Annotated in this window: 19 protein-coding genes; 9 read left to right on the top strand and 10 right to left on the bottom strand. The window is 38.6% G+C overall.

The features are described 5' to 3' along the window. Positions 1-835 precede the first annotated feature (835 nt). From B2906_RS16470 to B2906_RS16450, 5 genes are read left to right on the top strand one after another with little or no spacing between them, the layout of a single operon-like run. Positions 836-2074, top strand: a complete 1239-nt coding sequence (locus tag B2906_RS16470) for a dihydroorotase (protein WP_219956851.1) — start codon at positions 836-838, stop codon at positions 2072-2074. Next, positions 2067-2579, top strand: a complete 513-nt coding sequence (locus B2906_RS16465) for a DUF4199 domain-containing protein (RefSeq protein ID WP_091648515.1) — start codon at positions 2067-2069, stop codon at positions 2577-2579. The genes B2906_RS16470 and B2906_RS16465 overlap by 8 nt, the downstream gene beginning before the upstream one ends. 6 nt (positions 2580-2585) lie before the next feature. Then, entirely contained in the window at positions 2586-3134 is a 549-nt protein-coding gene (locus B2906_RS16460) for a DUF4199 domain-containing protein (protein WP_286941808.1), read from the top strand. Position 3135: 1 nt separating this feature from the next. After that, positions 3136-4098 carry a glycosyltransferase family 2 protein gene (locus B2906_RS16455; protein ID WP_286941805.1) on the top strand — a complete coding sequence of 321 codons (963 nt, stop codon included), beginning with the start codon at positions 3136-3138 and terminating at the stop codon, positions 4096-4098. Continuing rightward, the gene (locus tag B2906_RS16450) at positions 4098-5054 is read left to right on the top strand and encodes a glycosyltransferase (protein WP_286941803.1); all 957 of its coding nucleotides are present in this window, start codon (positions 4098-4100) and stop codon (positions 5052-5054) included. Before B2906_RS16455 ends, B2906_RS16450 begins: the two co-directional genes overlap by 1 nt. Here B2906_RS16450 and B2906_RS16445 read toward each other — a convergent pair. Then, on the bottom strand, positions 5051-5815 hold the full coding sequence (locus B2906_RS16445) for a class I SAM-dependent methyltransferase (RefSeq protein WP_286941800.1): 765 nt from the start codon (positions 5813-5815) through the stop codon (positions 5051-5053). The two genes, B2906_RS16450 and B2906_RS16445, sit on opposite strands and share 4 nt — an antisense overlap. A gap of 162 nt (positions 5816-5977) precedes the next feature. Between B2906_RS16445 and B2906_RS16440 the strand changes: the two genes are divergently transcribed. Beyond that, positions 5978-7456 (top strand): TolC family protein, encoded by a 1479-nt coding sequence (locus B2906_RS16440; RefSeq protein WP_414631669.1) that lies wholly within the window; start codon positions 5978-5980, stop codon positions 7454-7456. A gap of 14 nt (positions 7457-7470) precedes the next feature. Here B2906_RS16440 and B2906_RS16435 read toward each other — a convergent pair whose 3' ends face one another. The 9 genes from B2906_RS16435 to B2906_RS16395 all read right to left on the bottom strand — a co-directional run bounded on the left by B2906_RS16435 (position 7471) and on the right by B2906_RS16395 (position 11499). Then, positions 7471-7842, bottom strand: coding sequence for a hypothetical protein (locus B2906_RS16435; RefSeq protein ID WP_219956845.1), 372 nt, complete (start codon positions 7840-7842; stop codon positions 7471-7473). Positions 7843-7919: 77 nt separating this feature from the next. After that, positions 7920-8078: an Arc family DNA-binding protein gene (locus B2906_RS16430; protein WP_091648538.1), complete on the bottom strand. Its 159-nt coding sequence runs from the start codon at positions 8076-8078 to the stop codon at positions 7920-7922. Positions 8079-8081: 3 nt separating this feature from the next. Further along, positions 8082-8573 (bottom strand): hypothetical protein, encoded by a 492-nt coding sequence (locus B2906_RS16425; protein WP_219956844.1) that lies wholly within the window; start codon positions 8571-8573, stop codon positions 8082-8084. Position 8574: 1 nt separating this feature from the next. Further along, positions 8575-9423: an SPFH domain-containing protein gene (locus B2906_RS16420; protein WP_219956843.1), complete on the bottom strand. Its 849-nt coding sequence runs from the start codon at positions 9421-9423 to the stop codon at positions 8575-8577. A gap of 118 nt (positions 9424-9541) precedes the next feature. After that, a complete protein-coding gene (ftsY, locus tag B2906_RS16415; RefSeq protein ID WP_091648546.1) occupies positions 9542-10498 on the bottom strand; it encodes a signal recognition particle-docking protein FtsY in 957 nt (318 codons plus the stop codon). A 91-nt stretch (positions 10499-10589) separates the two neighbouring features. Further along, complete coding sequence (locus tag B2906_RS16410) at positions 10590-10742, bottom strand: DUF4295 domain-containing protein (RefSeq protein WP_091648549.1); 153 nt, start codon at positions 10740-10742, stop codon at positions 10590-10592. A 37-nt stretch (positions 10743-10779) separates the two neighbouring features. Further along, on the bottom strand, positions 10780-10962 hold the full coding sequence (gene rpmG / locus B2906_RS16405; protein WP_009036148.1) for a 50S ribosomal protein L33: 183 nt from the start codon (positions 10960-10962) through the stop codon (positions 10780-10782). Between the two features lie 32 nt (positions 10963-10994). After that, positions 10995-11237 carry a 50S ribosomal protein L28 gene (gene rpmB, locus B2906_RS16400; protein ID WP_091648551.1) on the bottom strand — a complete coding sequence of 81 codons (243 nt, stop codon included), beginning with the start codon at positions 11235-11237 and terminating at the stop codon, positions 10995-10997. A gap of 103 nt (positions 11238-11340) precedes the next feature. After that, positions 11341-11499: a DUF5522 domain-containing protein gene (locus B2906_RS16395; RefSeq protein WP_175557828.1), complete on the bottom strand. Its 159-nt coding sequence runs from the start codon at positions 11497-11499 to the stop codon at positions 11341-11343. Positions 11500-11570: 71 nt separating this feature from the next. Between B2906_RS16395 and rocD the strand changes: the two genes are divergently transcribed. The 3 genes from rocD to hemB all read left to right on the top strand — a co-directional run bounded on the left by rocD (position 11571) and on the right by hemB (position 14587). Then, a complete protein-coding gene (gene rocD / locus B2906_RS16390; RefSeq protein ID WP_219956842.1) occupies positions 11571-12842 on the top strand; it encodes an ornithine--oxo-acid transaminase in 1272 nt (423 codons plus the stop codon). Positions 12843-12908: 66 nt separating this feature from the next. Then, the gene (locus tag B2906_RS16385) at positions 12909-13565 is read left to right on the top strand and encodes an HAD family hydrolase (RefSeq protein ID WP_219956841.1); all 657 of its coding nucleotides are present in this window, start codon (positions 12909-12911) and stop codon (positions 13563-13565) included. Positions 13566-13618: 53 nt separating this feature from the next. Next, the gene (hemB, locus tag B2906_RS16380) at positions 13619-14587 is read left to right on the top strand and encodes a porphobilinogen synthase (protein WP_219956840.1); all 969 of its coding nucleotides are present in this window, start codon (positions 13619-13621) and stop codon (positions 14585-14587) included. Positions 14588-15048 lie beyond the last annotated feature (461 nt).

Below are 15048 nucleotides of genomic sequence, written 5' to 3'. Positions count from 1 at the left end.
CCGCTGGGGTTTTTGTGTTTTAGTGCTACAGAGAAGCGAGAGACGAGAGGAAAGGCGGAATTCTCAAGTCAGAAAGCTGAAAGGACGGACGTCTAGTCGCTCTCAAATTGGAAGATTTCGACCAATTAAAAGTCGTTTCTATGCAATAATAGTAGGCAGTGTTGAGTAGGCAGTAGGGAAGTTTGGAGGTTTATCTCGTAAAGGAAGGCTCAAGTGAGAATGCTGAAAGGGCGGAATGGCATTGCAGCGCCGATGGTACTGGTACGCCGCGGCGCACGGGAGAGTAGGTCGCCGCCACATTATTCAAACCTCAGCCTAACCGCTGGGGTTTTTTTGTTTTAGTGCTACAGAGAAGCGAGAGGCTAGAAGCGAGAGACGAGAGGAAAGGCGGAATTCTCAAGTCAGAAAGCTGAAAGGGCGGAATTCTGGTTATTCTTTCCATTGAAGTTTATTCAGTTCAAGTATACTAGGCAGCATTGAGTAGGCTTGAAAAGATGAAAGCTTAAGTTAGAAAGCTGAAAGAACGGACCACTGGTTATTCGTCCCAATGAAGTTTATTCAGTGCAGGAATAGTACGCAGCATTGAGTAGGCAGTAGGCTTGAAACGATGAAGGCTTAAATGAGAAAGCTGAAATTATTAAGGCCTAGCTTTGAATTTTTTCCAAAAACCCGATAACAAATAACTCAATAACCAATAACTCAATCATTAATAACCCAATAACCAATAACCCAATTACTCCTCCTACGAAGGGTAATGAATAGATTTATCCCCTGACACTGAAGTTTATTTTTCATTTTTAGAATATTGTTGCAGTTTTGTAGCAAATCAGAAATAATGGCTGTACTATTCAGAGGTATCACCCTCATTGCTTCAGGAAAATCTACTCAAGGAGATTTTATTTTTGATCAAGGGAATTTCACTCCTTTTTCTCCATCCAAAGAATCACCCAATAATGAAATAAATGCATCAGGCTGGATTGCTAGTCCAGGCTGGACTGATCTTCGCGTTAAAGCCGGAGAACCTGGATTGGAATACAAGGAAACTATTGAAAGTTTATGCGAATCACTTCAAGTAAGTGGTTTTTCAAAGGCTGTTTTAATGCCGAATACAGATCCCGTCGTTCAATCCAAAAATGAGGTTGATTTCATCAAATCCAAGGCTGCTCAGTATTCTCCTAAATTGATTGTACAAGGTGCTGTAACGAAGAACACCGACGGAGAAGATCTGACCGAAATCTTGGATATGCATTACCAATCTGGTGTTAGAATTTTTGGAGAAGGTAATAAGCCCCTTTCTAATAGCGATCGCTATTTAAAAGTTATTCAGTATTTACAGAAGTTCGAGGGTATTCTGTTTGACCATGCATATGACCCTTTATTATCTATTTTCGGACAAATGCACGAAGGAGAGATGTCTACACATTTGGGTATGAAAGGGATGCCATCTTTGGCTGAAGAAGTGGCCATACACCGTAACCTGGAATTGATTCGCTACGCTGGTGGCAGAGTACATTTTCAAACAGTATCTACAGCAAAAGGGGTGGAATTAATTAGACAAGCTAAAAAAATAGGCTTGGCTGTTACTGCTGATGTATCCATCTATCAACTCTTGTTTTCAGACTCTGACTTAAAGGATTTTGATCCCAATTATAAAGTGATTCCACCTTTCAGAGGTGTTCCAGATCGAAAAGCCTTGATTAAAGGCCTCAAAGATGGAACTATAGATGCCTTGGTATCCAACCATCAGCCTCAGGATTTTGACTCCAAATTTATGGAGTTTGACCTCGCCTCTTTTGGGATGTCTGGCCTTCAAACATTTCTTCCTGCTATGGTAAAGCTTGAAAAAGATTTGGGCTGGGATCTTTTGATTGAAAAAATCACGGATGGGCCTACCAAAGTTTTATCCGATAACCAGGATAGTTCTTGGACGATTTTTGATCCAGCTGAAAAGTGGACCTATAACCGTAAATCCAATAAGTCTCTCTCAGCAAATCACCCTTGGTTTGGAACTGAGTTGACCGGTAAAGTGAAGTATGTGTTTCAAAAAGGGCAATTGATAAAAATTGATGAATAAATATTTTGGATCTGCGTATCAATTCGGAACCTTAGGTGGAATCTTAAGTGTCATAGCTTTCGGGATATTAGCTTGGATGGAACCGGATCCTACGAATCTTAATTTGATTTTCGGCTATGTCATCACTCCCATATCCATATTTTTGGCTTTGAAGTTTTTCAAAGATTATTCTAATAACGGCTTTATTTCTTTTGCCGAAGGGATGTCGGTTGGTTTCGTGACCTATTGCTTGATTGCCATTATCTCCGGCTTAGGTATTTGGATTATTTTGCTTTCATTTCCTGAATTATTTGAAGAAATCAAATCTTCCAAACTTGAAGTCTTGGGATCAAGTAAAGACACTATCATATCTCAAGTGGGAGAGGATTCTTATCAGAGTACTTTAAAAAATGTACAATCCATGGTTCCTTTTGACATTGGATTGAATGATGCTATATGGAAAATCATCCCCGGACTGTTTTTTACCATTATTATTTCTATTATTTTGAGGAAAAACCCTAATTGATCACTTATGGAAGAGCAACAAACTCCCTTTAAAGCCGCAGTCCAACCTGGTTTGACAATCGGCCTAGTTTCTTTGGCAATAACTTATATAGCGTATTTCATTGATTCTACTTTACTCGCTTCTGGTTGGTTTGGCTTAGTTGCAATCGTATTATTTTTTGTATTGATAATTTACTTTGGAAGGCAATACAGAGCCGAATTAGGTGGGTTCATGAGTTTTGGGACTGCCTTTAACTTTAGCTTTATAGCTATTATCATCTCAGGAATAATTAGCATTATAGGGCAAATCCTACTATTTCATGTGATAGACCCATCATTACCAGATGTACTCGCAGATGCATCAGTTCAGAATACTCTGGAAATTATGGAGAGTTTTGGTGCTAATCCTGATAATATGAGCACTGAGCAGCTGGATGAGATGAGGGAAGCTACCAGGAATAATTTTACGCTAGGAGGCCAAATCAAAAACTTTGGCTTTGGATTGATAGTATATGCAATCATTGCCTTAATTTTGGGGGCTATCCTTAAAAAAAGAGATAAGTCCCTAGATTATTAAAATGCTTCAAGTCTCAGCTGTAGTTCCAGTATTTAACGAGGAAGAATCTTTACCGGAATTGACCCAATGGATTAGCCGTGTCTGTAATGACCACGGCTTTTCTTATGAAATTATACTGGTCAATGATGGAAGTACCGATCAGTCTTGGGATGTAATCCAGCGCCTCGCCAAAGAAAACGGAAATATAAAAGGACTTAATTTCATTCGAAATTATGGCAAATCTGCAGCTCTCGATGCTGGATTTAAAAAGGCTGAAGGGCAAGTAGTGATTACTTTGGACGCTGATTTGCAAGACAGTCCCGACGAAATTCCGGGACTGTTTAAAATGATAACAGTAGAAGGGTATGATGTAGTGTCTGGCTGGAAAAAAGAACGGCATGACCCTATTTCCAAAACTATTCCTTCCCGATTTTTTAATGCAGTTACCCGATGGATATCAGGAATAAAACTTCATGATTTCAATTGCGGATTGAAAGCCTATAGGTCTAAAGTGGTTAAAAACATTCAAATCTATGGGGAGATGCATCGCTATATCCCCCTTTTGGCAAAGTGGAATGGGTTTGCGAAAATCGGTGAAAAAGTTGTTCAGCATCAGGCCAGAAAATATGGATATTCCAAATTTGGGATCGAGCGTTTCCTGAATGGGTTTTTAGACCTGATTTCGGTTTCATTTGTGCATAGATACAAAAAGAAGCCCATGCATTTTTTCGGATTATGGGGTACCCTTTCCTTCTTTTCAGGATTTATTATTACCTGCTGGCTGATTTTTCAAAAAGTTTATGGACTAAGCCAGGGAAAACCAGTTCGGGAAATAGTAGACCAGCCTTTATTCTTTTTGGCCTTGGTTGCCTTGATTATAGGAGTTCAGTTGTTTGTGACAGGCTTCATTGCAGAATTGATGACATCCAATCAATCTAAGGAAACTGAATACAAAATTGATGAAGAAATCAATTTTCACTTTTAATGAAATTTTCGGTAATCATACCGGTCTATAATCGTCCTCATGAAATTCGAGAACTTTTAGAAAGTCTACAAAATCAGAGCTATTCAGATTTTGAAGTTGTCATTGTTGAGGATGGGTCTTATATAAAATCTGAAGAAATTGCGGCTTCTTTTTCCCCAGACCTAGAGGTCCGGTATTTTTATCAGGAAAATTCAGGTCAGGGCTTTGCCCGAAATTTTGGGATGAAAAATGCTTCTGGTGACTTTTTTGTCATTCTAGACTCGGATGTAATTCTCCCACCAAATTTTCTGCAAGTCTTATCGAAGGAAATTCCGAAAAGGAAATTGGATGCATATGGAGGGCCAGATGCTGCAAAAGAAGAATTTACAGCTCTTCAGAAGGCAATGGATTTTGCCATGACCTCTTTCTGGACAACTGGAGGTATTAGAGGTAAATTAAAAGATCCCTCCAAGTATCAGGCAAGGGGCTTTAATATGGGAGTTTCCAGAGAAGTTTTCGAAAGCACAGGTGGGTTTGTAGATCCAAATAGAGGAGAGGATATTGAATGGAGTATCCGAATAAAAAAGGCAGGATTTAAATTGGAGTTAATAGAAGATGCCTTTGTTTATCATAAGCGAAAAAATACACTTTTAAGCTTCACCAAACAGGCATTTTCTTTTGGGAGAAACAGAGTGAATGTGTCAAGGTTTCATCCAGGAGCAATCAAGCTGGTTCATTTGTTTCCTTCTCTTTTTCTCCTATTTCTATTAATTACTTTGATTGGTTGGCATCCTCTTACTATTCAACTTCAACGGGGATTGATCTGTCTTTGGGCCTTCTTAATCCTAGTTTCTGCATCTCTTCAAACCAAGTCATTGCTTACAGGATTTTTGGCCTTAGTCTGCTCAGTTATACAACTCTCGGCTTATGGGAAAGGTCTGATTTACGAACTGGTGTTAAAACAATTCAAAGGCTAATCTCCTTTTTTACAGACAAAAATGATTTCCTGAGAAGGTAAAGCAAAGTGAGATACTTTCTTTTCGGATAATTCTTTCACGAATTGATTTTCTTCTATGCGCAATCCTGAGCGTCTTAATCTTTCTGCGTAATCTTTACCGAATTTTCGAACATGGTCTCTTTGGCCAAAGAGTTTTTCTCTTTCTGCAGGGTCTGTAATCGAAGAGTCTTCCAGAGTTGTTTCTATAGGATATACTGGAGACTGGAGAATACCCCATCCGCTTGGCTTCAGGACTCTGTTAAACTCCTGACAAGCCCTTATATCGTCTTCTACGTGTTCCAGAACATGGTTGCAGAATACTACGTCAAAAGAATTTTCAGGAAAGGGAATATCATGAACGTCCATTTTAACTTTTGCCAAGGGAGACTCAATATCTGCTGTGACATACTCCAAATTTGGAAGGGTTTCAAATCGCTGGATGAAACAATGCTCCGGTGCAACATGCAAAACTTTCAATGGAGCCGTGAAGAAGTTGGTTTTTTCTTTCAGAAAGAGCCACATCAATCTGTGCCTTTCTAAGGAAAGGCAGTTGGGACAAAGAGCATTTTCCCTTGCTATCCGGCCGTAAGGGAGGAATTTTTTGTAAGAATTTTCACAAACTGGGCATTGAACTGCGCTGCCACGATTAGTGATAGCAAAAAATTTCATGGCCAAAGGACTCACTCTTTGTAAAAATGGCCTGGGAATATACCGGATGACAAAACTGATTATCTTCTTCATATCGCTTTTCAGGCTGCAAGATAATCAATCATTTTTGCCTGAAAGAATCATCAAATACAAGGGATTTAGGATTTTTTAGGATTTGGGATTCTACGCTTAATTTGTAATTCGTAGAACTATCATTATTTTAGTTCAAATTACCATTTTATGATTTAAAATCTGATGATAAAAAGATACTTTATTGGCTTATTATTTTTTGCTCTGACTTACTTTCCAACCGATTTAAAAGCCCAAAATGAAGCTACTTATACGCTTCAGGAAATGGTTCAACGAGCTAAAGATAGATCTCCCGCAGCATTAAGAGCATTGACCAGAAAGGAAAATAGATTTTGGCAATACAGGCTTTTCAGGTCCAATTACAATCCTCAACTTCGCCTTAATGGGACAATTCCCAGTTACTCTCAGGCTTTTAATAGTATCACTCAGCCAGATGGTAGCATTGAGTTTTTGCAGGTAAGACAGAATTTCATGGACTTGGAGCTGGGGCTGCAGCAGGTAATAGCACCTACGGGTGGTGTAATTTCGGTGAATACTTCAACCAACCGCTTTGATAATTTCTTAGCTGGACCTAATGAGATACAAACTCGCTGGTCGGGAGTTCCTGTAAATGTCAGATTGCAACAGCCGCTTTTTGCTTATAATCCATTCAAATGGGATAAGAAGATTCAGCCTTTGCTATTCGAAGAAAGCAAAAGAGAGTATGTACAGGAGATGGAAGAAGTTTCGTTGTTTGTGACTCAATTGTTTTTTGACTACCTGATAGCTCAGGTAAACTTACAGGTCGCAACTCAAAATCTCGAGAATACAGAGGAGATTTTCTCTATTGAAAAGAAGCGTTACGAATTAGGAACTACTTTCGAAGATAGACTTTTGCAGGTTGAATTACAGGCCTTACAGGCAAGACAGGATTTAGCTCAGGCGAAATTAGACTTGGAGAGTTCGGCGCTTTCAGTCAACTCATTTATTGGATTAGATCCAAGCACCAAAATCAATTTGTTGTCTCCTGAAAACTTGCCTGATTTTGAAGTCAATGTGGAAGAAGCAATTCGATTGGCTTTTCAAAACCGGTCTGAAGCCCTGGGGTTTGATCGCAGGAAATTGGAGGCAGAAGCTCAGGTGGCAGAAGCCAAAGGTCAGAGAATAGGAATGCAACTGAATGCGAGTTACGGTTATAATAATGCAGCTTTTGCTTTTCCTGATATTTTCAATAATCCAAATACCCAGGCTCTGGTGAATTTAGGGGTTTCGGTGCCTATTTTGGATTGGGGAAGAAATAAGGCGAGAATGGCTCAGGCGGAAGCTAATCAGCAGCTCGTAAATTATACTGTGCAGCAGGATGTGATAAATTTTGAACAGGAAATATTTACCAAAGTCAAAAACTTCCTTATGATCAAGGAACGGCTGAATGTGACCAAAACTTCCGATGAAGTGGCTCAAAGAAGATACGAAATTGCTTTGAAACGATACCAGACAGGCAATGTCACGGTGACTGATCTGAATATTGCTCAAAATGAAAAAGACAGCAATAAGAGAGCTTATTTCGATGCATTGAAAGATTTTTGGGTCGCCTATTATGAATTAAGGGCTTTGACCTTGTATGACTTTGAAAAAGAGGAATTATTGTATAAACCTGAGATTTAAATGAAAAAAGACGGCTATATGCCGTCTTCATTTTCTCTAATATACTTCTCGAGTTTTTCAATGTCCTTTTTCAAGCCTTCAATACTTTTCTTTTGCTTGGAAATTTTCTTTGTGATTTTCTCGACATCATTTGGGGAAAGTTTCCCCGCTGCATTGTCTTTTTCAAATTTGGTTTGGGTTTTGACCAGCTTTGCTTCTTCTTTTTGAAGCTTTTCTAATTTTTTCCCCAAATCAATCTTCGCCTTGACTAGCTTTTCGGCCGATTTGATTTCTTTTTTTTCTTCTTTAGACATCTCCGACGTCTGAGCTGAAGCAAGATTTGGAATTGTAATCAATCCAAAAACTGCAATCAGGCTTAAAAGAAGTGTTTTCTTTATCGTGTTCATTTTAAAGTTCGTTTATCTAATTTACTCACTTAATATAAGGAAATGATTCTCTTTGGAGTTCAATTATTAGCCTTTGACTAAGAATTTTTCGGAAGCCTGCCTGCTTTTTTAAGCGCTTCTCTGATCACCCATTCTAATTGACCATTGGTACTACGAAATTCATCTGCAGCCCATTTTTCGATGGCCTTCATGGTTTCTTCATCGATACGAAGTGCAAATGCTTTCTTTTTTGACATAATCTAATCCTCCCTCCAATCATTGATAAAAACTCGTAACTCAGGCCCTTTTTGTGTTCCCAGCATTATCTTTTTAGACTCTCCAGTATCGATTAATAAGCCTTCATCCCCTACTATGCTATAAGCCTTGGTGGACTTGTTTCCTTTCAAACCCCATCCTCCATAATCGGTGATTGGACTGTAATGGATCACTTCTATAGAATTGATTTTTTCTCTTGGAATATGTCTCCATTTGTTGATGAATGGGAAAAACTTATAGGATATACCCTGATCATCAATTCTTGTTTGCAGTTGAATATTCATTATTAACAAGAATGTGCCAATGATGGCGATGGATGCAATAGTAAGGCCCACCAAGTTCTCTGTGACTTCTTTGTCAGAGTTTATCAAAACCACAGAAAGAAGTATGAGTATGGGCAGTTCTGTCATGAGCAAAAGGTACATGACCCAAGTTCCTCTATAGTTTTGATTTTCGTTGAAGACTCTATTAGCCATTTTATTGATGTAAGGTTCCTACATTCAACACCGGGCTAGCACTCTTATCTGAGCAAAGAACTACCATCAAGTTGGAAACCATGGTAGCTTTTTTCTCCTCATCAAACTCGATAATATCTTTCACTTTGAGGTCTTCTAAAGCCATTTCCACCATGCCAACAGCCCCTTCTACAATTTTCTGTCTTGCTGCTACGATTGCAGTGGCTTGCTGTCTTTGAAGCATGGCTGAGGCGATCTCTGAAGCATAGGCTAGGTGGGAAATTCTAGCTTCAATTACTTTAATCCCGGCATGATTAAGTCTTTCTACAATCTCCTCCTCTAAGGAATGATTTACTTCTTCCACACCTGAACGTAGAGTAACCTCGGCCTCTTCATCTTCAAAATTATCGTAAGGATAGGATCCGGCCATTTTTCGAACTGCCGCATCCGATTGAAGATGTACAAAGTTTTCATAATCGTCCACATCAAAAGTAGCCTTGAAAGTGTCTTCCACCTGCCAAACTACGATGGTACCAACCATGACCGGATTACCGATTTTGTCATTCACCTTCAATGGCTTGTTTTCAAAGTTTCTTACCCGAAGTGAAATTTTCTTCTTGGTCATAAAGGGGTTGACCCAGAAAAAACCATTTGCCTTCACTGTTCCCTTGTATTCTCCAAACAAAAGCAATACCATGGCTTTATTGGGTTCTACTATAAAGTAGCCCGGTATAAGTAGGACGAATGCAAGTATAGAGGCTACTCCCAGCACCGCTTGTTCATTTATTAATGAAAAGATGGCTGCTGGAATTAAGGCTAGATTCAATAAAAGAATCACATAGCCTGAGATGGGTTTGGTTATTTTTTCCATTTCAATATGATGTTAAAATGATATCATATTAAATTACGATAGAAAAAATTAAATGTTCAAATTTTTGCAAAAAAAAAGCTCCGGAAATTCCAGAGCTTCTTTGGTTTGTGGCTTTCTATTATTTCTTGGTGAAAAGAGAATCAACGAACTCCTTTCGATTGAAGATTTGTAGATCAGTCATTTTTTCCCCAACCCCTATGTATTTAACCGGGATTTTGAATTGGTCAGAAATACCAATAACTACTCCTCCTTTGGCTGTTCCGTCTAACTTGGTAATGGCCAAGGATGTGATTTCCGTTGCCTTGGTAAACTCTTTTGCTTGAATGAAGGCATTTTGTCCCGTAGAACCATCAAGTACGAGTAATATCTCATGAGGTGCGTCCGGGATAAACTTTTGCATTACCCGCTTGATCTTGCTCAACTCATTCATCAGATTAATTTTCGTATGAAGTCTACCTGCAGTATCTACAATTACAACGTCAGCTTTTTGGTCGACGCCTTGCTTAACCGCGTCAAATGCTACAGAAGCTGGATCAGTATTCATCCCGTGAGAAATTACAGGTACTCCGACACGATCGCCCCAGAGAATCAATTGGTCTACCGCGGCTGCTCTAAAAGTATCAGCAGCTCCTAAAATCACATTTTTACCGGCACTTTTAAAAAGGTTAGCGAGTTTTCCGATAGTAGTTGTTTTGCCAACTCCATTCACCCCAACAACCATTATGACATAAGGCTTTTTGTCTTCAGGTAAATCAAAGTCCAGAAAATCCTGAGAATTATTCTCTTCCAACAAAGCCGCTATTTCCTCTTTTAAGATAACATCCAGCTCCTCAGTATTCAGGTATTTGTCACGAGCTACTCTTTCCTCAATTCTTCGGATGACTTTAATGGTGGTGTCAACACCCACATCAGAGGTGATTAGGATCTCCTCCAGCTCATCCAATACATCTTCGTCTACCTTGGATTTCCCAACTACAGCTTTGCTGAGTTTGGAAAAGATATTGTCGCTGGACTTTTGAAGTCCTTGATCCAGACTTTCTTTTTTATCCTTTGAAAAGAAACCAAAGATTCCCATGATAGTATGATTTAAAAGTGGAATATAATGAAAAAGTCCCTGCTGACCGATGGACAGAGGGACTAGAAATCATTACGATGCTTTCGGCAAATTATTTCTTAAGGGTATCCTGAACCAATGTGGAAGGAACCATTTCTTCTCTGAAGGTGTATGCACCGGTCTTCTCAGACTTCACGGCTCTAATCACTTTGGCGTAAGACACGCCACCTTCTTTTTTTAGGGTTGCTACTACTTTCTTAGCCATATCTTTGTCGTTTTATCGGATTAAATCCGAGCTTAAATTACTTAATTTCTTTATGAACAGTAACTTTCTTAAGAATAGGGTTGAATTTTTTCAACTCCAATCTCTCAGTTGTATTCTTTCTGTTCTTGGTAGTGATGTATCTGGAAGTACCTGGCATGCCAGAGTTCTTGTGCTCTGTGCATTCCATTATCACTTGTACTCTATTTCCTTTCTTAGCCATCTTCTTATTCTTTTATTGCGTCGTGACTTTGATTATCTGATTACAATCATTCCTTTATCCTGAGCTTCTTTCAAAACTGCAGTGATACCTTTTTTGTTGATCGTCTTCAATGCTTTAGAGCACACTTTTAAAGTGATCCATGCATCCTCTTCAGGTACGTAGAATGTCTTCTTATGAAGATTTGGGTAAAATCTACGCTTCGTTTTGTTGTTTGCATGGGACACGTTGTTACCTACTCGAGGTCTTTTTCCGGTAATGTCACAAACTTTTGCCATGATTATGTATCGTAATTTGTATGCGTTTCTGTAATGAGTCTGCAAATATCGGAACTTTTTGGGAATTAACAACAAAGGCTTTTAAAAATATCCAGGAATATTTTCAGCCTTTGGGATAGGGACAGTGTTTGCAGCCACTGCCACAGCAATAACCACGTTTGAGGTGGTACTTTTCTGTGAAGACCATCAGGCCTTGCTCATTCAAATAATAATCTCCCGGCTCCAAGGCAGGTAATTTACCCTGCTTCTTTTCTGATTTCATAGTAGCCCTCTTCTGCATTTGTTATATTTGCATTAGAGGAATTAATTAAGAACTCAAATTTACGAAAAAACATGGAGACTATCACTTCGAGCAAGCAGGCAATCGCCTTGGAAGATAAATATGGAGCACATAATTACCATCCTTTGCCTGTGGTATTAAGCAAGGGTGAGGGGGTGTTCCTATGGGATGTGGAAGGAAAAAAATATTATGATTTCCTATCTGCGTATTCCGCGGTCAATCAAGGACATTGTCATCCTCGTATAAAAGATGCATTAATTGAGCAGGCTGGAACTCTTACTTTGACTTCCAGAGCTTTTTATAATGATGTGCTTGGGCCTTTTGAAAAATATATCACCGAGTATTTCGGCTTTGACAAAGTGCTACCGATGAATACTGGTGCGGAGGGTGTGGAAACTGCCATCAAAATCGCTAGGAAATGGGGTTATGAGAGAAAAGGAGTTGCTGAAAACAAGGCCAAAATCATAGTTGCTGAAAACAACTTCCACGGAAGAACCACTACTATCATTTCATTTTCCAATGATGCCAATGCTAGGAAAAATTTTGGTCCTTATACTGATGGATTCATTCGCATACCTTATAATGATATAACAGCATTAAAGGTCGCTTTGAAACAGGAAGATGTAGTTGCATTTTTGGTGGAGCCTATACAAGGTGAAGCTGGAGTGTATACACCGGCAGATGATTATATCAGACAAGCAAAGGCAGCCTGTCAGGAGCAAAATGTGTTGTTGATTGCTGATGAGATTCAAACAGGAATTGCAAGGACCGGGTCTTTATTGGCAGTTTGCGGCAACTGTACTTGCCAAGGTCATTGTGAAAAGCAGGAGACTTATACAAAACCGGATATGCTGATTTTGGGGAAGGCAATTTCAGGCGGCTTCTATCCGGTTTCTGCAGTTTTGGCAGATAAAGATATCATGGACGTGATCAAGCCAGGTCAGCATGGGTCTACTTTTGGAGGAAACCCTCTGGGGGTAAAAGTAGCTATGACAGCTTTAGAGGTTGTTCGAGATGAAAAATTAGCCCAAAATGCTAGAAAACTTGGACAACTTTTCAGGGATCGCATGCAGAAAATGGTGGACAAATTCCCTATTGCAAAATTGGTTCGTGGCAAAGGGTTGTTGAATGCTGTTGTCATTAATGACTCTGAAGATAGTTCTACAGCATGGGATATTTGTGTTAAACTCGCAGAAAATGGTCTCTTGGCTAAACCAACGCATGGGAATATTATCCGCTTTGCGCCACCTTTGGTGATGACCGAGGAGCAATTGCATGAGTGCTGCGATATTATAGAAAGAGTAATTGCTGAATTCAACCGATAATTTCTTGTCATTTCTATTAGTCGCTTTTCATTTGAATATGGAAAGCGACTCTTTTATTATATAACTATGAGTAAAGCAGTGATTTTTGATATGGACGGAGTGATCTGTCATACCAATCCATTTCATTCGATGGCATTCAAAGAGTTTTTTGCAAAAAGAAACTTATTTCCAACAGAAGAAGAGTTTGCGGCCCATATGTATGGGAAAAGTAACTCATATATAATGAGTCATTTTTTTGGGCGAAAGATAGAAGGAGAGGAGCTATTGAGTTTGGAAGATGAAAAAGAAGGCTTGTTTCGTGAAATTTATCAGCACCATGTCAATCCAATTGATGGTTTCTTGGAATTTTTTCACGGTCTGAAAAGAAACAACCTAAAAACCGGAGTAGCGACATCAGCGCCAAAAGCAAATTTGGAATTAATTGCTGGGAAGCTGGATCTATTTCCGCATTTTGAATCCAGCATGGCAAGTGAGGATGTGAATAAACATAAGCCTGACCCGGAAGTTTATCTGAAGTCTGCTTCAAATCTTAAGGTAAAGCCGGAGAATTGTTTGGTGTTTGAGGATTCTTTTTCTGGGGTAACTGCGGGGTTGAATGCAGGGATGAAAGTTGTAGCGGTGTTATCCTCCCATAAAAAAGAAGAATTACCTTCAAGTAATTATTACATTCAGGATTACAGGGAGATAACTCCAGACTTAGTGCTGGAAATTTTAAATTCTTGATTTAGTATTCAAATAAGATAGGAGCATACCTTTGTGATTGAAATTTTCAAAAAATGAATAGAAGACCCAGAAGAAACAGAAAGTCAGAGGCTGTCAGAAACTTGGTAGAAGAGACTTCCTTATCTGTCAAGGATTTGATTTTTCCAATGTTTTTGGTGGAAGGGAGTGGAAAGAGAATTCCTGTAGACTCCATGCCTGGCATTTATAGATATTCTCTTGATACCTTACTAAGCGAGGTTGAATCCTGTATGAAGTTGGGGATTCGGGCAATTGATGTTTTTCCGGCATATCCTGAAAGTCTAAAGGATGCGATGGCTACTGAAAGCTATAATCCGGAGACATTTTATCTAAAAGCCTTGAGGGAAATAAAGAAAAACTTTCCTGAAATCTGTTTGATGTCTGATGTTGCTATGGATCCTTATAGCAGCGATGGTCATGATGGCGTAGTGAAAGGTGGAAAGATTTTGAATGATGAAACCTTGGAAGTATTGGGAAGAATGTCCTTGGCTCAGGCTGATGCCGGGGTTGATATCTTAGGGCCTTCTGATATGATGGATGGAAGAGTGGGCTATATCCGAGAATTATTGGATCAGAATGGGTTTTCGGATACTTCTATCATGTCATATACTGCAAAGTATGCAAGTGCATTTTATGGTCCTTTCCGGGATGCATTGGATTCAGCTCCGAAGTTTGGAGATAAAAAGACCTATCAAATGAACCCTGCAAATTCTCAGGAGGCACTAGTTGAGGCTGATCTGGATATGGAGGAAGGTGCAGATTTTTTAATGGTTAAGCCTGCCTTAGCTTATTTAGATATTATCAAGCTTTTAAAAGATAATTATCCCTTGCCTATTGCTGCTTATAATGTGTCTGGTGAGTATAGTATGCTGAAAGCTTCAGCAGAGAAAGGTTGGCTCGATAATGATCGTGCTATGATAGAAATGCTTACAAGTATCAAGAGATCAGGAGCTAAGATTATCCTAACTTATTTTGCAAAGGAGTTTGCTCTTCTTTCCAGGTAAATAGTTAGATTTATTTAAATCCTAAGGCCCGGTAATTATCGGGTTTTTTTATTTTTGTAGTTAAAAATTAACCCTCTATTTCGGTTAAAACTGATTTTTTTTCGAGGTTTGATTAAAAAAAATACTGATTTTTTAAAATTTATATATTTGATAATCCTGATACTTTAGTATTAAATTTAGTTTTTTTCTGTTTTTCAGAATAATAGTTCGAAAATAGGTTATTTAATTTTTATTTATTCTGATTTCAATTTCCCGCAACCGATTTCAAAAAATAATACTTACCTCTTCAAAATATTATTTTATCAATCAATTGGTCTGTAAAATGATCTATTTTAAATAATTTTTTGAAAAATCGTTAATATTTGGTTCAAAAATCAATTAAAAATTCAAGTAAATATGACTTTTTATAAAAATGTGATTTGTTTTTTAATCAAAAATTAAATTACATTCGTTCAAAGCTT

The sequence above is a fragment of the Algoriphagus sp. UBA3586 genome, from assembly GCF_002376385.1.
Lineage (GTDB): Bacteria > Bacteroidota > Bacteroidia > Cytophagales > Cyclobacteriaceae > Algoriphagus > Algoriphagus ornithinivorans.
The sequence above is the reverse complement of the archived record's forward strand: the minus strand, read 5'-3'. Positions and strand labels throughout refer to the sequence as shown.